Annotated in this window: 10 protein-coding genes; 6 read left to right on the top strand and 4 right to left on the bottom strand. The window is 70.1% G+C overall.

Going from position 1 to position 17,544, the window contains the following annotated elements; translation table 11 throughout:
• Positions 1 to 13: 13 nt before the first annotated feature.
• Positions 14 to 6,532 (bottom strand): RHS repeat-associated core domain-containing protein, encoded by a 6,519-nt coding sequence (locus tag ACFXPL_RS30135; RefSeq protein WP_384925526.1) that lies wholly within the window; start codon positions 6,530 to 6,532, stop codon positions 14 to 16.
• A 285-nt stretch (positions 6,533 to 6,817) separates the two neighbouring features.
• Here ACFXPL_RS30135 and ACFXPL_RS30130 point away from each other — a divergent pair, with 285 nt between their 5' ends.
• On the top strand, positions 6,818 to 9,925 hold the full coding sequence (locus tag ACFXPL_RS30130) for a VCBS repeat-containing protein (protein WP_384925524.1): 3,108 nt from the start codon (positions 6,818 to 6,820) through the stop codon (positions 9,923 to 9,925).
• Between the two features lie 113 nt (positions 9,926 to 10,038).
• On the opposite strand, the gene ACFXPL_RS30125 is transcribed toward ACFXPL_RS30130, so the two are convergent.
• On the bottom strand, positions 10,039 to 11,163 hold the full coding sequence (locus ACFXPL_RS30125; RefSeq protein ID WP_384925522.1) for a magnesium and cobalt transport protein CorA: 1,125 nt from the start codon (positions 11,161 to 11,163) through the stop codon (positions 10,039 to 10,041).
• 451 nt (positions 11,164 to 11,614) lie between these two features.
• Here ACFXPL_RS30125 and ACFXPL_RS30120 point away from each other — a divergent pair, with 451 nt between their 5' ends.
• Positions 11,615 to 12,202 (top strand): suppressor of fused domain protein, encoded by a 588-nt coding sequence (locus ACFXPL_RS30120; RefSeq protein WP_384925520.1) that lies wholly within the window; start codon positions 11,615 to 11,617, stop codon positions 12,200 to 12,202.
• Between the two features lie 62 nt (positions 12,203 to 12,264).
• Here the strand turns inward: ACFXPL_RS30120 and ACFXPL_RS30115 are convergent, their stop codons facing one another.
• Positions 12,265 to 13,518, bottom strand: coding sequence for an MFS transporter (locus ACFXPL_RS30115; protein ID WP_384925518.1), 1,254 nt, complete (start codon positions 13,516 to 13,518; stop codon positions 12,265 to 12,267).
• Between the two features lie 160 nt (positions 13,519 to 13,678).
• On the opposite strand from ACFXPL_RS30115, the gene ACFXPL_RS30110 reads away from it, so the two are divergent.
• The 3 genes from ACFXPL_RS30110 to ACFXPL_RS30100 all read left to right on the top strand — a co-directional run bounded on the left by ACFXPL_RS30110 (position 13,679) and on the right by ACFXPL_RS30100 (position 16,114).
• On the top strand, positions 13,679 to 14,317 hold the full coding sequence (locus tag ACFXPL_RS30110; RefSeq protein WP_384925517.1) for a DUF6758 family protein: 639 nt from the start codon (positions 13,679 to 13,681) through the stop codon (positions 14,315 to 14,317).
• Between the two features lie 146 nt (positions 14,318 to 14,463).
• Complete coding sequence (locus ACFXPL_RS30105) at positions 14,464 to 15,333, top strand: PHP domain-containing protein (protein ID WP_384925515.1); 870 nt, start codon at positions 14,464 to 14,466, stop codon at positions 15,331 to 15,333.
• Positions 15,334 to 15,508: 175 nt separating this feature from the next.
• Positions 15,509 to 16,114 carry a MarC family protein gene (locus tag ACFXPL_RS30100; RefSeq protein WP_384925513.1) on the top strand — a complete coding sequence of 202 codons (606 nt, stop codon included), beginning with the start codon at positions 15,509 to 15,511 and terminating at the stop codon, positions 16,112 to 16,114.
• Positions 16,115 to 16,244: 130 nt separating this feature from the next.
• Here the strand turns inward: ACFXPL_RS30100 and ACFXPL_RS30095 are convergent, their stop codons facing one another.
• Entirely contained in the window at positions 16,245 to 16,397 is a 153-nt protein-coding gene (locus ACFXPL_RS30095; RefSeq protein WP_181957505.1) for a hypothetical protein, read from the bottom strand.
• A gap of 192 nt (positions 16,398 to 16,589) precedes the next feature.
• Between ACFXPL_RS30095 and ACFXPL_RS30090 the strand changes: the two genes are divergently transcribed.
• Positions 16,590 to 17,513 carry an NYN domain-containing protein gene (locus ACFXPL_RS30090; protein WP_384925511.1) on the top strand — a complete coding sequence of 308 codons (924 nt, stop codon included), beginning with the start codon at positions 16,590 to 16,592 and terminating at the stop codon, positions 17,511 to 17,513.
• Positions 17,514 to 17,544 lie beyond the last annotated feature (31 nt).

Here is a 17,544-nt window from a genome sequence, read left to right as displayed (position 1 = left end):
TGGGAAACGCCGGTTACTTGAAGTCGGTGGTGGAGTACGCCCAGGCCGCGCCGGGCAGGTCCGCACCGATGTTAGCGAAGGTGTTCGCCACGCCCTTCTGGAAACCGGACGAGTAACTGCGCCCGGTAATGCCGGTGAAGGCCCGGGTGCTCATTCCTCCGACGGCGCGACCGGCCAGCTTGCCCGCCCCTCCGCCGAACAGTCCGAGTCCAGCTCCGATGTACGCGTTGCGGGCGCTCTCGCTGTTGCCTTCCCGCTGGTAGGCGTAGCCACTCGCGGCACCCGCCACGACGGAGACCGCTCCGAGGGCCAGTGCGGCCCCCTGCATGCCGGGGATGAAGGCCGCGATCATGCCCGCGGTTCCGGCGAGGGTGGACACTCTGCCGAGCAGGTCGCCCATACTTCCGCCGGACGGTCCGGTGCCCATGCCGCCGGCGACGGACGCGATGAGGCCCACGGCCCCGCCTATCTTTCCTCCGTGTTTACCGGCGCTCTTCCCGATGGCCTGACCCGCGGACTTCCCGGCGGACAGGGCGGAACGGCCTGTTTTCTTCGCCGAGCTTCCGGCCTTCTTTATGTAACCCCCCGCCTTTTTGGCCTGCTTCTTCATGTAGGAGCCGGCGCGTTTGGCGTTTCTCTTGACGAAACTGGATGCCTTCTTCGCATACCGTTTCACCGTCGCCGTGGTCCGCTTGATGACCTTCTTCGCGACTCGGGCCACCTTTTTGGCGACCTTCTTCACGGTTCTGGCGGCCTTCTTGACGACCTTGGTCACCTTTTTGGCGACCTTCTTCACGACCTTCTTGGCCTTCTTGACCGCCTTCTTGACCTTCTTGGTCACCTTTTTGGCGACCTTCTTGACCGCCTTGGTGATCTTGCCCCAGAACAGGCCGTCCGGGTCCGAGAAGGTGGCAGGGCTGTTGTTCGCGTAGGCGTACGCGTTCATGCGCTGCGACTCGGAGACGTCCGTCATCGGGTCGACGCTCAGGAACCGGCCGAGCTTCGGATCGTAGGCACGGGCGCCCAGTTGGGTCAGGCCCGTACTGTCGATCGTCCCGCCGACGAACCCCTGGTCGCCACCCGGCCAGAGCGCGGGCTGCGCCGACGGCGAGCCGCGTTCCTCTCCGAAGGGGGCGAGCGCGCGGTGCTGGACGTCCTGGGTGGCCGCGTCGATCGTGGTCGAGACGGTCCCGTGGTGGTCGTCGAAGAGGAACTGGACCGCGCCGTCCGACCGCGCGGCGACCGTCTCGCCGTCGAAGTCGTAGTAGCGCGTGCCGGCCTTCTTGCCGTCCGGACGCAGCAGCAGTTCGTTGCCGCCCGGCAGATACAGCGTGGTCCCGGTGAGATCCTCGCGCAGCAGCCGGCCGCCGTCGGCGTCGTAGGTGTACTCGACGGTGGTCCTGCCCGGCTCCTCGACCTTCGCGAGTTGGTTCTCCGCGTCCCAGACCAGCTTCTGGTCGCGCCCGTTCGTGTTGCGCGAGGTGGTGTTGCCCACCGCGTCGTAGCCGAACGAGTCCGTGACGGCCGTGACGCCGTCGCGCTCCGTGCTGACCGAGGTCAGCGCGGCCGGCTGGGCGCCGCCCTTCTTCGCGTAGTCGTAGGAACGGACCGAGTCCAGCGCGCTGTCGCCCGCCGAGCCGTCCGTGCCCACATCATGGCGCACCTCCTTGGTGCGGTTGCCCAGCGCGTCGTAGCTGTACGTCAGCCAGTACGGCTTCGGACCCCCGACCGTCGACGGGGCCGGGGCCGCGTCGCAGGAGTCCTCGGCCGTCCACGCCTCGGTGAGGCGCTGGAGCGCGTCGTTGGTGAAGCACTGGGTGTCGGTCTGCTTCGTCGCGTCCTGGCCGGTCACCGCGGTGATCCGGGTGACGTTGCCGGCCGGGTCGTAGCCGTAGGTGGTGTCGTCCACCCGGTTCGGCGCCGCTGTACGGTCCGTCGTGGTCCGCAGCAGTTCGCCGGTGTGCTCGTCGTACGCGGCGGAGCGGTACAGACGCCGGGCGGCGTCGTTGTACTCGGTCCGCAGCGCCCGTCCGAAGGGGTCGTACGTCGAGGAGTTGACCAGCGTCCTGCCGCCCGCCGTCAGACCCTGCGCCTGGTCGTCCGCGCCGTAGCGGGTGACCACCCGCTCGGCCGGCAGATCGCCCAGCGCGGGCTGGTTGACGGCCGTCGGCAGCCCGGTCAGCTCGTCGTAGACGTATCCCACGGAGTACGTGCCCGCGAGGGCGCCCTCCGACTCCGGGACGGTGACCTCCACCTTGGTCGGCTGATAGTCGTCGTTGAAGCCGGTGACCTTCTGCACGTAGGCGTTTCCGTCCACGTACCGTCGCGACTCGCCGATCTCGCCCTTGACGACCGAGTCGTACCCCCACTCGGACAGGACCTTGTCGCCCTGGCTGAGCGAGGTCCTGCGGCCCAGTTCGTCGTAGGCGACCGTGAGGGTCACCCCACGGGCGTCCGTGGTGGTCACCGGGCGGTCGAGCGAGTCGTAGGAGGTGCGCAGAGTGCCGCTGTCCGGGTCGTCGGTGCGGATCTCCCGCCCGCGGGTGTCGTAGGTGAACGTGCGCACGTTGCCCGCGGGGTCCGTGACGGTCTCCAGCAGACCCCGCTTGTCGTAGCCGTACTTGACGGACTGCGAGGCGGTGCGCGCCTCGTCGGTGTACTCGATGACCTCGACCGGCCGGTCCTGCGCGTCGGTGACCGTCGTACTGGCGAGGCCGCCCTTCGGCGGGATCAGCGTGGTGTGGTTGCCCTCGTACACCGTCCTCGTCCGGCGCGTCTCCGTGCCGTACTTCAGGGCGATGGCGTCGCTGGGCCGCCCCGCGGCGTCGTACACCGTACGCACCCCGGCCGGGGCCTTGGTGTCGTCGACGGTGACCAGCTTCGGCTCGGCGGACCCGGTGGCGTAGTAGTCGTCGTACGACTTCCACTCCTGCCCACGTGAGTCGTACAGCGTCTCGGTCAGTACCCGTCCGGTGCCGGTGAGCGAGGGACCCTGGGTCTGGCGCTCGCGCAGCAGACCGTCGTAGATCTCGTAGCTGGTCTCGACGGAGCCGTCCCCGCGCAGCTCACGGGTGGTGACGGCGGGTGTGTCGGTGGGCGAGATCCGGTACGCGTAGGAGGCGTTGGGGTGGTCGGGGAACCTGGCCCTGGTACGACCGGGCTCCCAGACGCCGGTCATCCGGCCGAGCGCGTCGTACGCCAGCTCGGTCCGCTTGGCGTTGGCGTCGACCTCGGCGGTCGGCACCCCGCGCCGCGGTTCGATCTCGGTGGTCAGGGTGTGGCCGAGCGGGTTGGTGGCGACGATGCTCGTCGGCGTGCCGGTGGCCGGCGCGTACCGCGTCGTCATGGCGCGGTTCTGCGAGTCCGTCACCTTGAGCGGGCGGCCGTAGAGGTCGTACGTGGTCTGCGAGGCGGTGAAGAATCCGGTCCCTTCGGCGTTGTTCTCGTCCTCGCGCGTGGTGTTGCCGCGCGTGGGCGCGGCGCCCGGCGTGGTGGTGTCGTCGTAGAAGCTGCGGTTCTCCGAGAGCAGCTCACCGGGCGCGGCGCAGGTGCCCGTCGTGGCCTTCTCCGAGGCTTCCAGCTCCAGGATGTTGGCCGCGGTGTTCCGGGCGTACGTCGTGGTCTCACACGTCTCGTCGCCGGTCTTCGACGTGTCGCCGTGGTCGGTCTCGGTGGCGACCATGCCGTACGCGTCGAAGGTCCGCTCGGTTTTCGTGCGCTGCCAGCCACCGCCCTTGGCGGGGGACCGGGTGGTCTCCGCCTGGACGTCCGTCATGCCGGCTTCCAGGGCGGAGAGCCCAGGACGGGCACGGGTGGCCGTGGGCCCCTTGTGCCAGGGGGTGGAGGTCTCCTCGGAGATCACCTCGGATCCGTTGTAGACGATCTCCGACCGCACCATCGCCTGGAAGGCGGGGTGGTCGGCGACCTCGTTGCCCTCGAAGTCCGCGACCTTCGCGCCGGCGAGACCTCGGAAGTACCGGGTGCGGCTGTCCTGCTTCGGACCGTCGGTGCCGTTGCCGTTCTGGGTGCGGACCTCCGCGTAACCCCGGTAGTCGCTGTACGTGCGGTGCTCGGCCTTGGTGAACTCGTCCTCGCTCTTGGCCCAGGCGGCGCCGCCCACGTACGTGTAGTCGGTCTGCTCGCTGGGCGAGCCGCCGACCAGGTCGTTCTCCAGCACGCGGGTGACGACGTACTTGTGGAACCAGTCCTTCACCGGCTTGTAGTCGGCGGCGGGGGAGTCCGCGGACGACCAGTGGACCGGATAGCAGCGCCGGGTGTTGGACGTCTCCGAGGGCAGGTCGCCCGGCTTGCAGTCGGCCTCCGAGTAGGTGACGCCGATCGATCCGCCGGTCTCGCTGTTGATCTGGTTGACGCGGTAACGGACCAGCGCGGGGATTCCGTCGCCGGTGGTGTCCACGCGGTTGGGGAGCTGCCACCCCTTGAAGGTGACCTCGGGCAGGCTGAGCGGCGCCTCACCGGTGTGACCGGTGCGGGTGATGCCCGCCAGCCAGAGGGAGGCGGGTGAGCCGTCGCCCGGGTCGGGCAGCTCGTGGCGCAGCGTCCAGGAATCGACCGGCTGGTAGGAGGAGCCGGACAGCGCCGAGGTGGTGATCTTCGTCAGCCGCTTGCTGGTCCAGAAGGTCGGCGCGATCCGGTTCTTGCAGTCCTCTCCCGCCTTGCAGTCCTGGTCGACCGGGACGTCCGGCCAGCGCTTGGCGTTGGCCGTGGTCATCTTGGCCGGGGCGCAGTCGAAGGAGGCGTCGGGCAGGCAGCGCTCGGCGACGGTGAAGTCCACCTTGGCGCCGGCCGCGTTGGTCCCGTACAGGTTGTCGGAGCGCAGTCCGTACTCGATACGGGAGAGGAAGCCGCCCCGGACGTACTCGGTCGGGGTGCCGAGGCCGGTGGTCGCCGAGACGTTACGGCCGTAACGATTCTTCTCGGGGGTGTAGTAGTACGTGGTGGCGTTGGCGTTGGTGTCCACCACGTAGTCGAGGTTCCACCGCCACGCCTGCTGGCAGTACGCGTCGGCGAAGGCGGCCTTGTAGCAGGGCTCGCCGCTCTGGTTGCCGTACACCGGCACGGTCCAGGTGGAGTTGGTCTCCGCCTTCCCTGACGACCAGCCGGGCAGCCGGTTGTAGCCGAAGTGGTACTGGGTGCCGTCGGTGGTGGTGATCCGCCAGTGCTCGCCGTCGTTGTCGCCGTTGGCGCGCGGGGTGGCGGCGTCGGCGTCGGTCAGCCGCTCGACCTTGGTGCCGTCGTCGTCCTTGAGCTTCCACTCGCCGCGGGTGTCGTCCCTGACCAGTTCATGGGACTGGCCGTCGAGCGACATGGTGGCGTTCCAGGTGCCCCAGCAGAGGTCGCCGTTCTTGGCCTTGTTGGTGCCGCCGGTCATGTCCTCGTTGCAGGACACGTAGCGGCGTTCGATGTAGTTCTCGGTGACGGACCAGCCGTCACCGACCTCGTTCGACTGGTTGTTGGTGGCCGCCGTACGGCCGTCCAGTGACTGGGAGGAGTAGCTCAGGGCCAGCTCGGGTTCCAGGCCACCGGGGATCTCCGGGGTCTGGATCTCGTACCCCCAGCCGAAACCTCCGGAGGAATCGCCGGCCGTCCAGTTGCCCGACGGGCTCAGCGGCGTCGCCTTGTAGTCGCCGCCCGTGCCGGAGGGGCCCGCGGTCGCCGCGAGCAGGGTCACGCCGGAGGCGGCGGTGAGGCCGGTGGCGGAGCGGGCGCTCTTCGGCGCGGACGTCACGGGCGCCTGCGCGGTGGCGGCGCCCGCCCTGTTCGCCGGGTCCGTCCCGTCCGTCCTGTCCGTCCTGTCCGTCCCGTCCGTCGCGTCGACCGGGATGTCCGCGGTCAGTGTCCGGGCGCCCGCGTCGTTGTCGGTGTCGAGCGGGGCGGTTGCGCCGCAGTCCTTCGCGCCGGGCGACTCCAGGGCGCAGGAGGGCAGTTGGACGAGGGAGAGTCGGGAGGCCCAGCCGGCGCCGAAGGCGTGCTCGAACCGGGAGTAGTCGAGGGAGAGCCGGACCTTCGCGTCGCTGCCGCCCTCGGCCGCGCGCACGGCGAGGACGACGCCCTCGACGCCCAGTTTCCCGGTGGTCCTCCGGTCGAGTATCTGGACCTTCGCGGAGCCGGGTGCCTCGCCACGCGCACCGGCCGCGGTCTCTCCCGCGGCTGTTCCGAGCCGTACGGGCAGCGTGCCCGCGCGCTTCACCGCGCCCCGGGTGGCGGGGAGTTCGACCTCCGCCGTACCGGGCGCCGGCCAGCTCACGCCGGGCGCGGACCTCAGCGCGTCACCGGCGGCGTCGTCCTTGCCGCCCGCGCGCTTCCGGTCGACCGGGGAGACCGGTACGGGCTTGTTCTCGTCCAGCTTCGGCAGGGCGAGCGAGCCGACCGCGAAGGCGGTCTCGGCGCTCAGGAACCCCCCGAGGAGCAGAGACGCGGTGATGACGGATGTGGTTTTCGTCCACCTTCTTCGACGTGTCGGTCTCGTTCTGCGCCGGCTGTACACGGCGCGGCCCGAAGGGTCGTTCATGGAATCCCCCTAGTGGTGATGTTGATAACCGCGTGTGGAGGATACGTGTCTAAGAGCTACGTAAAGCACGGCTAAAGGGGGCATACCTGATCGCTTCTGTTGTGATTTGCACAAGCGGAATGTCGGTGTTGACGATAAATGCCTGAATAATTCATCGTTGGTGTGCGCTTTACTCTCCTTTCGTTCGTCATCACCGTTCATTCACAAAGGCTGTTGGGTCCCCCTCGGTCACCGCTCCGCGAGACGCGCGCGGGAGGCCGCCGGGGGCTTCGGGGAGGAAAAGTCTTGTCACGTCAACCACGGCTGCGCAGGCGCCGGGCGCGACTGCGTCCGCTGATCGCCGCCGCCGTCGTCACCGGCCTGGCCGGCGCCGTCATACCGCTCACCGCCGCCGGCGCCACCACCACCGCCGACGCGGCGGCCGGGCGGAGCACACCGGCCGAGCGCGCCCTCAAGAAGGCGGCGGCGAGCGGGGAACAGGTCGAAGTGGTCGCCGCGCGCGGTGAGTTCTCCACCACCTTCGCCAACCCCTCGGGCACCTTCACCCAGGAGACCCACATCGTCCCGATCCGGGTCCGCCAGAACGGGCGCCTGGTGACGGCCGATCCGACACTGGTGCGTACCCCCGACGGCACCGTACGGCCACGCGCCACCTCCGTCGGCCTGGAGTTCTCCGGCGGCGGCGACGCCGTGATGGCCACCATCGAGCAGCACGGCCGCACCATGTCGCTGGACTGGCAGGGCAAGCTCCCCACGCCCGAACTCGACGGCGACACCGCCACGTACCCCGAGGTGCTGCCCGGCGTCGACCTGAAGCTGCGCGCCGGCGTCGTCGGCTTCCAGCAGGTCCTGGTCGTCAAGGACCGGGAGGCCGCCGCCGATCCCCGGCTGGAGCGGCTGACCTTCCCGATGGAGACCGACGGAGTACGGGCCCGAACCGACGCGGCGGGCAACCTCACCGCCGTCGACCCGGCGGGGCAGAACGTGTTCGCCGCGCCGACCCCGGTCATGTGGGACAGCTCCGGAGTCGCCACGGGCCAGGAGCCCAGGGGCGCGGCCTCGCTCGGCGCCGCGCTCGCCGCGACCGGATCCGCCGCGAAGCGGTCCGTCCGGCAGGCACCGGCCATCGAGGAGGAGGGTTTCGCCCCGGCCGCCGGCGCCAAGGAGAGCGCCGTACCCGCCGTCGTCGAGGGCGGCGCCCTCAAGCTGACGCCCGATCAGGGCCTGCTCACCGCGCCCGACACGGTCTTCCCGGTCCACATCGACCCGTACGTCTCCGGCGGACGCAACAACTGGACGTCGGTCGCGAAGAGTTACCCGACCACCAGCTACTGGAACAAGTCGGACAACGTCGCCCGCGTCGGCCACGAGGACGAGACCGGCGGCACCTGGTTCTCGTACTTCACGATGGACACCCGGAACCTCTCCGGCAAGTCGATCGTGAACTCCACGTTCCGGATCAAGAACACCCACTCCTGGTCCTGCACCAAGAAGCCGGTGTACCTGTACGCCTCGAACCCCATCAGCTCCGCCACCACCTGGGCCAAGCAGCCCACGCTCGGCGCGCTGCTCACCACCGTGACCGACGCCAAGGGCTGGGGCACCGGGTGCCCGGCGGGCAACCTGGAGTTCGGCGTCAAGGGCAACGCCGTGAAGGCCGCCGCCTCCAACTGGGCGACGATGACGCTCAGCCTCCAGGCCAGCACGACGGACACCAACGGCTGGAAGAAGTTCGACGCCGCCACCGCCGTCCTGACCACGGAGTACAACACGCCGCCCGCGGTGCCGTCCGCGCTCGACACCGTGCCCAGCACGAAGAACACCGCCGGGTGCGGCAACACCGCGCCGTACGGTCTGATCGGTGACACCGACGTCCAGCTCACGGCGAAGGGCAGCGACCCGGACGGCGGGGCCGTCCAGATGAAGTTCCACCTCTGGGCGACCGGCCACCACCCCGGCGCCGACCCCAAGGGCGTCCTGATCGTCAACCAGACGGTCTCCGTCACCTCCGGTTCCGTCGCCCGCGTCACCATCCCCAAGGCCACCCTGAAGGCCCATGTCGCCACGGCCAACGGGAACTTCTCCTGGAAGGTGCAGGCCGGAGACGGCTCCCTGACCAGCGACTGGAACCCGACCGAGGGCGCTCCCGGCTGCCGCTTCGTCTATCTGCCGGACCGTCCCAGCACCCCGCCGAACGTGACCTCCCAGCAGTTCCCCGACGGCACCGCCGGATGGCCCGTCGACACCGGCACGGTCCGCACCCCGGGCACCTTCACCGTCGGCCCCGGCGCCGCCACCGACATCGCCTCGTACGAGTTCTGGTCCACGATCGACCCGACGATCACGACCCGCGCACCCGGCGCCCTCGGCGGCTCCGTCACCATCGACCTGACGCCCACCAAGGCGGGCGCGCACCAGCTCTACGTACGCAGCCTCGACCGCGCGGGCAACCGCTCCGACACGCGCGCCTACCTCTTCTACGCCAACGGCGCCAAGGTCGCCGACAAGGTGGGCGACCTCAACGGCGACGGCCAGGCCGACCTGTGGGCCGTCGACGCCGCCGGAACCCTCCAGCGCTACTTCGGCGACGGCACCGGAAAGGCCGTCAAGGCCGACCGCGCCGCCTCCCCGGCCGGCCGCTACACCGCTTCGAAGACGACGCGCCGTGGCGACTGGACCGACGACGGCTACGAGGACCTGATCACCCTGGCCGGCGACCCGGCCGTGGGCCGCGACCGCCTCTGGGTCCACCCCAACGACGGCTCAGGCGCCGTCGACGAGTCCGACAAGCGCGAACTGCGCGTCTGGGAGTCCGAGAACGACCACTGGCAGGGCGCCGACCAGATCCTCGCGATCGGTGACGTCGACGGACCGCTCGACCTCGACGGCGACGGCGTCATCGGCCCCGACGACCGGCCCGGCTACCCGGACCTGCTGGTCAAGCAGGGCGACCAGCTCTGGCTCTACTTCGGCTCCCCGTCCGGCTACCTCGACGACTACGTCTACTACCTGGACGACTTCGTCGACCAGCCGCCGGTCCTGATCGGCGACGGAAGCTGGTCCAACTACGATCTCGCCGCCCCCGGCGACACGGCCGGCTCCGGCCGCGTGGACCTGGTCGCCCGTAAGAAGGACACCGGCGAACTGTTCCTGTACGCGGGCACGGGCCCGAGCGGCGAGGGACTCGGCTCCGGACCGGACCGCACCGCCATAGGCACCGGCTGGACCCCCGCCAACCGCCCCCTGCTCACCGCCGTCCCGAACGTCCTGGGCGACGGCAAGCCCGCGGTCTGGTCCACCAACGCGGCGGGTGACCTGCTCTTCTACCCGAACATCAAGGGCAGCGGAGTCACGGTCGGCACGGGGATGCCTGGCTTCCGCGCGCTGAACTGACCCGCGTGTCAAGGCCGTACGGACCGGACCCGACCACCGTCAGATCCGGTCCGTACGGTCGGTTTCCGCCCGTTCCGCGCCGCCGTGGCGCTCGGTTCCGCACCGTAGGGGCGCTACAGCCAGCCGTTGCGCTTGAGAGTGCGGTGGATCATCACACAGGTCGTGATGATGACGCCGAGGACAAGCGGGTAGCCGAACCGCCACTGCAGTTCCGGCATGTGCTCGAAGTTCATGCCGTACACCCCGCAGACCGCCGTCGGCACGGCGATGATGGCCGCCCACGAGGTGATCTTGCGCATGTCCTCGTTCTGCGCGACGCTCGCCTGCGCCAGGTTGGCCTGGAGGATCGAGTTCAGGAGTTCGTCGAAGCCGATGACCTCCTCGTGCACCTGGGCGAGGTGGTCGGCGACGTCGCGGAAGTACTTCTGGATGTCGGGTTCGATCAGCCGCATCGGCCGCTCGCTCAGCAACTGCATCGGCCGCAGCAGCGGGGACACCGCGCGCTTGAACTCCAGCACCTCGCGCTTGAGCTGGTAGATCCGTCCGGCGTCCGAGCCGCGCGGGCCGCCCTTGGCCGGGGCGGAGAACACATCGATCTCGACCTCGTCGATGTCGTCCTGCACGGCCGCCGCCACCGCGATGTACCCGTCCACGACATGGTCGGCGATGGAGTGCAGCACCGCCGAAGGGCCCTTGGCCAGCAGTTCGCTGTCGGACTCCAGGCGGTGGCGCAGGCTGCGCAGCGAGCCCTTTCCGCCGTGCCGGACGGTGATCACGAAGTTCCGGCCGGTGAAGCACATCACCTCGCCGGTCTCGACCACCTCGCTGGTCGCGGTCAGTTCGGCGTGGTCCACGTAGTGGATCGTCTTGAAGACGGTGAACAGCGTGTCGTCGTACCGCTCCAGCTTGGGCCGCTGGTGCGCGTGGACCGCGTCCTCCACCGCCAGCGGGTGCAGCCCGAACTCGGCGGCGATGCCCGCGAACTCCTCCTCGGTCGGCTCGTGCAGTCCGATCCAGGCGAAGCCGCCGCCCTCCCGGACGCGCAGCATCGCCTCACGCGGGGTCAGGCAGGGATCCTCCCGGACGCGTCGGCCGTCGCGGTAGACCGCGCAGTCGACGACCGCGGTCGAGGCGGACGGGTCGCGGGTGGCGTCGTAGCCGTCGTGCGTGCCGAAGGCGGCGTCGCTCTTGCGCAGGGACGGGCGGACCGCTGCGCGCAGGTCACGGATCATCGACATGGCGGGGCTCCTCTACGGAGAGGCCGTCGGCGGGAGCGTGGCACAGCCCGGAATGGGGACGTGTTGAGTGACGTCCGCAAAGCGGGCGGCACCGCGGGGTACGCGGTGACGGCGTTCGCTAATGACAGGAAAAAACACCGGCGATCGAGAAGTGCTCTTCCGTCGTGCGATCTGCCATGGCCGTGCCCGGTGCGGCGGGCCTCGTCCTGAGGTGTCAGTTCACCGGGACGAACGCGGTACGGCTCGGGCGGAAGAGCGGCTGGTACTGGCCGGGTGACTTCGGTCCACCGCAGCCCCACCTCCTCCAGTCTGTCCCCCGTGGGGGATGACGTGTCGTCGGGACTGGAGAGCGACGCTTCTGCGTGCTGTCCCGACCGGCGGCCTAGCCTATCAGCAGCCTCAGGGCCAAACTGTCCTCTTGCCCAATCCTTACGCGATCTATGCTCGCCGTATGGAAGAAATTCTTGGACCGGTCGAGGCGCGGCTCCGCACGGCCCTGGGTGAACCGGACGCGCGGGCCGCGGTGACCTTCCTGGGCACCGACCGAATCGAGGTCCTGCGCTTCCTCGACGGCTCCGGCATCGTGCGGTACGCCACGCTCGGGATGTCCGCGCAGCCGATGGCCGACCCGTCCGAACTCCTCGCCGACCAGGTGAAGGGCCCGCGCGCCGAGCTGGTCCTCTCCGTACGCGCAGGGCTCGCCGGCACCGACCAGGTGCTGCGCACGCTCGCCGTACTGGCCGCGTCGCCGCAGGTCGAGGGTGTGGTGGTGGCGCCGGGCGGTTCGCTCGACGTGGGCGGTCCGCTGTGGCCGGGGGCGCCGTTCCACTCCGTACTGGTCGGGGAGTCCGGCGGGCTGGTGCCGGACCTGGAGCTGGACGCGCCGCTGGAGCCCGTACGGTTCCTGCCGCTGCTGCCGATGACGCCGAACGAGGCGGCGTGGAAACGGGTCAGGGGCGCCGCGGAACTGGAGGAGCGCTGGCTCGCGCGCGGTACGGATCTGCGCGACCCGCTGCGCCGCTCGGTCGCGCTGGACTGATCCGTACGCGCGCCGGCGCTCGTACCGGCTCCTTACACGCACCAGCGCTCGTACCGGCCCGATCAGTTGGCGAAGACTCCTACGCCGTCCTCCGTGGCGTGCGCGGGGCGCGGTTCCCCGGCCCGGTGGCTCAGCGCGGTGCGCCGTACCCCCACGACGACGGCGCCGATGACCGCCGCCCCCGCCGCCACCAGGAAGGGGACGTGGATGTCGCTCCACTCCTCGATCTTCGGCGCGAGGAAGGGCGCGGCCGCCGCGGCGAACCAGCGGACGAAGTTGTAGCCCGCGCTCGCCACCGGGCGGGGCGCGTCCGAGACGCCCAGCGCCAGTTCGGTGAAGACCGTGTTGTTCAGGCCTATGAAGGCGCCGGAGACGACGGTGCCGGCGACGGCCGCGGTGTGGTTCCCGTACCCGAGCACCACCAGGTCGGCGGCGAGCAGGACGAGCGAGCCGCCCAGCACCCGCAGCGAGCCGAAGCGTGCCTGGAGCCGGGGCGCCACCAGCACGGAGAAGACCGCGAGCAGCAGGCCCCAGGCGAAGAAGACCGCGCCCGACCGGTACGGCGACATGTTCAGTACGAAGGGCGTGAAGGCCAGGACCGTGAAGAACGCGTAGTTGTAGAAGAACGCCGCCGCGGCGGCCGACGCGAGCCCGCCGTGGCCGAGCGCCCTGATCGGGTCGAGGAGCTTGGTCTTCCGCGCGGGCCTGGGCTGTTCCTTGAGGAACGCGGTGATGCAGACGAAGCCGATGGCCATCAGCGCGGCCGTGCCGAAGAAGGGGTAGCGCCAGCTCGCGTCGCCGAGGAGCGCGCCGAGCAGCGGCCCGCAGGCCATGCCGAGGCCGAGCGCCGACTCGTACAGCAGGATGGCCGCCGCCGGGCCTCCGGCCGCCGCGCCGACGATGACGGCGAGCGCGGTCGAGACGAAGAGCGCGTTGCCGAGGCCCCAGCCGGCCCGGAAGCCGACCAGTTCCGCTACGGAGGACGACGTACCGGAGAGTCCGGCGAAGACGACGACCAGGGCCAGGCCCAGGAGCAGGGTCTTGCGTCCGCCGATCCGGCTGGAGACCCAGCCGGTGAGCAGCATGGCGACGGCGGTGATCAGGAAGTAGGAGGTGAAGAGGAGGGAGACCTGGCTCGCCGTGGCGTCGAGTCCCTTGGCGATGGACGGCAGGATCGGGTCGACGAGTCCGATGCCCATGAAGGCGACGACGGAGGCCCCGGCCGTGGCCCAGACGGCCTTGGGCTGGTGCAACAGCCCCGGCGACCCCTCGTCGAACGGATCTTCTCGGCCTGCTTCGCCCGGCTCTGCGCGCATGAGGGGTCTCCTCGCTCTCCGGATGGATGGGTGGCGTATGCACATATTAAGTTAGGGGAGCTAATAAGTGCAAGCTACATCTACCCCGCTCCGTGACGCCACGGGCCGGACGGGTGATCGTCCTTGACGCGACGACGGACGCGGAGGACCGTGGGGCGCTATGAGGGGCGAACCCAGTTGTCCGAAGTGCGGTGGCCGGGTCAGGGCGCCCGGTCTCTTCGCCGACTCCTGGCAGTGCGACGAGCACGGCACCGTGCATCCGCTCCAGCCCGTGATACCGCCCAGCGTCGAGGCGCTCGGTGCCGTGGTGCACCGTGCGCGGGTCCCGGTCTGGATGCCCTGGCCGCTGCCCGTCGGCTGGCTGTTCACCGGCGTGGCGTACGCGGGCGACGACCGCAGCGGCGGCCGGGCCACCGCCGTCGCCTGCTCCGGTCCGGGGCCGCTCGGCGGCAGCGGCGAGCTGCTGCTGATCGCCGAGGAGCTGGGCGTCGGACTCGGCGCGCGGTACGCGGGGATCGAGGGACCCGACCCGGGGCCCGGTATCGGAGCCGACAAGCCACCGCAGACCAAACTCCTGGCCGCGGGGCGGCCCACGCCGCTCTGGCATGTCCCGCAGGCGCCGCAGGACCGTGCCGTCTTCGTGGGCGAGGCGCTCGGGCTCTGGCTGTGGGCGATCGTCTGGCCGGAGCAGTCGGGGCTGCTGCTCTACGACGAACTGGTCCTGACCGACCTGCGGGAAGAGGGTACGGAGGTGGAGCTGCTGCCCTGCGGGGCGCTCTCCCCCCGGCTGCTCCACTGAAGTCCGGTGCCTGGCCCGTAGGGGCGCACCCGGAGGTGAACCGGGGGCGCACAGGGGGCGTGCGGTGCCGGGGAGGCCTGACGTTATCCTTGAGCGTCCCCCAGGGCCCTTACCCCTGGCCCGTCCCGAGCCCCGGAGTCCGCGTCGTGCGTATCGACCTGCACACCCACTCCACCGCCTCGGACGGCACCGACACCCCCGCCGAGCTGGTCCGTAACGCCGCGGGTGCCGGACTCGACGTCGTGGCGCTCACCGACCACGACTCCACCCGAGGCCACGCCGAGGCGATCGCCGCGCTCCCGGGACTCGACCGGCCGCTCACCCTCGTCACCGGCGCCGAGCTGTCCTGCCGGCTCGACGGCGTCGGGCTGCACCTCCTCGCGTACCTCTTCGACCCGGACGAGCCCGCGTTCCTGGACGCGCGCGAGCTGGTACGGGACGACCGGGTGCCGCGCGCCCGCGCCATGGTCGCCACGCTCCAGGAGCTGGGCGTCCCGATCACCTGGGAACAGGTCGCCCGGATCGCCGGCGACGCCTCCCTGGGCCGGCCGCACATCGCCACCGCCCTCGTCGAACTGGGCGTCGTCGAGACGGTCTCCGACGCCTTCACGCCGCAGTGGCTGGCGAACGGTGGACGCGCCTACGCCGAGAAGCACGAACTCGACCCCTTCGAGGCGATCCGCCTGGTCAAGGCCGCCGGCGGGGTCACCGTCCTCGCCCATCCGCAGGCCGTCAAGCGCGGCGAGGTCGTGCCCGAGCCGGCCATCGCGCGGCTCACCGACGCCGGGCTCGACGGCATCGAGGTCGACCACATGGACCACGACGGGCCGACCCGCGCCAGGCTGCGCGGGCTCGCCGCCGAACTCGGGCTGCTGACCACCGGCTCCAGCGACTACCACGGCACCCGCAAGTCCGTGGAGCTGGGCGCCTGTACCACCGACCCGGAGATCTACGGCGAGATCACCCGGCGGGCCTCCGGTGCCTTCCCCGTGCCGGGTGCGGGCGGACGCGCGTAGGTCTCCGCCGTACTCCTGCCGTAGCGCGGCTCTCCCGTACGTCCGGCGTATTTCCCGGCGTAACCGGCCGGCCGCCGACCGTCTCCCCGTCCTTCGTTCCCCGCGCCGTCCCCGGCTGCCCGGCACCCCGCCGTGCTCCGTTCCTCCCCGCTTCTTCTTCCCTCAGGGCCTCACTGTGTTCGATTTCGCTGTCTTCGGATCCCTCTTTCTCACCCTTTTTGTGATCATGGACCCGCCCGGGATCACCCCGATCTTCCTCGCCCTGACCTCAGGGCGCCCCGCCAAGGTCCAGCGCGCCATGGCCTGGCAGGCGGTGGCCGTCGCCTTCGGGGTGATCACCGTCTTCGGGCTGCTCGGCCAGCAGATCCTGGACTACCTCCACGTCTCCGTACCGGCCCTGATGATCGCCGGCGGCCTGCTCCTGCTGCTCATCGCGCTGGACCTGCTGACCGGCAAGACCGACGAGCCGCAGCAGACCAAGGACGTCAACGTGGCGCTCGTACCGCTGGGCATGCCGCTGCTCGCGGGGCCCGGCGCGATCGTCTCCGTCATCCTCGCCGTCCAGCACGCGGACGGCGCCACGGGGCAGCTCTCGGTCTGGGCGGCGATCGTCGCGATGCACGTGGTGCTCTGGCTGACGATGCGCTACTCGCTGCTGATCATCAGGGTGATCAGGGACGGCGGGGTGGTGCTGGTGACCCGGCTCGCCGGGATGATGCTCTCGGCCATCGCCGTGCAGCAGATCATCAACGGCGTCACCCAGGTCGTCCGGTCCTCGTGAGGGCCGGAGCGGCTTCGTCGAGGGCCCAGGCGGGCTTCGTGAGGCCCGGGGCAACGGGCAGCGCCCCCGTACGGGTGATCCGTACGGGGGCGCTTCGGGCGACGCGTGAAAATCCTGGAAGCCGGAGAGGCTACGAGGCCGGGGATTCGGCCGGGCGGATGTAGATGCGCTGGCCCATCGCCGCGGCCTGCTGCACTATCCGGTTGACGGAGGCGGCGTCCACAACGGTGCTGTCCACGGCCGAGCCGTCGACGTCGTCGAGTCGCATGATTTCGAAGCGCAAGGCTTCTCCCTTCGTCTGATCCTCCTGGCGGAGAACTGGTGGGGTGACGGGCAACTCCGTCGTTGGTTATATGGCGGGCAGGTACATACCTCTCAACGACTTGCCCTCTGCAAACATTCCCTACGCTAAGGAAAAGTTTTGGGAGGCTAACTACCGCTGGGTAAGGTGACGTCCACGGAGAACGAACGGCGTATGAACGAGGCAGAGATCAACGCAGAGATCAACTCAGAGAACGCCGCTATCGGCGCCCAGCTGGAGCGCACCAACGAGTTGCTCCAGCGCATGCTCGCCGAGGTGGCGAAGACCCCGTCCACCCATGCCATCTTCGTCGACGCCGGTTACGTCTATGCTGCGGCCGGGTTGCTTGTGTCGGGTACCGAGGACCGGCGCTCCTTCGACCTGGACGCCGAAGGGCTCATCGAGGCCTTCATCGACAAGGCCCGGATCATCTTCGCGGACAGCCGGCTGCTCCGCGTCTACTGGTACGACGGCGCGAGGCGGCGGATCCACACCACCGAACAGCAGTCCATCGCCGAACTGCCCGACGTCAAGGTCAGGCTCGGCAACCTCAACGCCAACAACCAGCAGAAGGGCGTCGACTCCCTCATCCGCACCGACCTCGAATCGCTCGCCCGGCACCGCGCCATCAGCGACGCGGCCCTGGTCGGCGGCGACGAGGACCTGGTGTCGGCCGTCGAGGCGGCGCAGGGGTACGGCGCACGGGTCCACCTCTGGGGCATCGAGGCGGGCGAGGGGCGCAACCAGGCCGAGCCGCTGCTCTGGGAGGTCGACAGCCAGCGCACCTTCGACCTGGAGTTCTGCAAGCCGTACGTCACCAGGCGGCCGGTCACCACGTACGAGCACGAGGGCGAGCCGCCGCCCTCCCGTGACCAGGTCCGGTTCATCGGCGCGCAGATCGCCGCGACCTGGCTGGCCGAGCGGGGCAGGGACGCCATGGCGGAGCTGCTGCCGGGCCATCCCTATCTGCCGGGACCGGTCGACCAGGACCTGCTGATCGAGGCGGAGAAGCTGCTCCAGCGCTCGCTGCGGGGCCACGCCATGCTGCGCCGGTCGCTGCGGGACGGCTTCTGGCAGCACCTCCAGGCCCAGTACTGAGCGGGCGGGACCGAGCAGGCGGGCGGTGGCG

It is taken from the genome of Streptomyces sp. NPDC059092, from assembly GCF_042756365.1.
Classification (GTDB): domain Bacteria; phylum Actinomycetota; class Actinomycetes; order Streptomycetales; family Streptomycetaceae; genus Streptomyces.
Note: the sequence above shows the minus strand (reverse complement) of the source record. Positions and strands in the feature narration are given on the sequence as shown.

What these genes read in the sequence shown, in the direction of transcription:
- ACFXPL_RS30135 (WP_384925526.1), bottom strand. Translation starts at nt 6,532, where the DNA reads ATGAACGACCCTTCGGGCCGCGCCGTGTACAGCCGGCGCAGAACGAGA.
- ACFXPL_RS30125 (WP_384925522.1), bottom strand. Translation starts at nt 11,163, where the DNA reads ATGTCGATGATCCGTGACCTGCGCGCAGCGGTCCGCCCGTCCCTGCGC.
- ACFXPL_RS30120 (WP_384925520.1), top strand. Translation starts at nt 11,615, where the DNA reads ATGGAAGAAATTCTTGGACCGGTCGAGGCGCGGCTCCGCACGGCCCTG.
- ACFXPL_RS30115 (WP_384925518.1), bottom strand. Translation starts at nt 13,518, where the DNA reads ATGCGCGCAGAGCCGGGCGAAGCAGGCCGAGAAGATCCGTTCGACGAG.
- ACFXPL_RS30110 (WP_384925517.1), top strand. Translation starts at nt 13,679, where the DNA reads ATGAGGGGCGAACCCAGTTGTCCGAAGTGCGGTGGCCGGGTCAGGGCG.
- ACFXPL_RS30090 (WP_384925511.1), top strand. Translation starts at nt 16,590, where the DNA reads ATGAACGAGGCAGAGATCAACGCAGAGATCAACTCAGAGAACGCCGCT.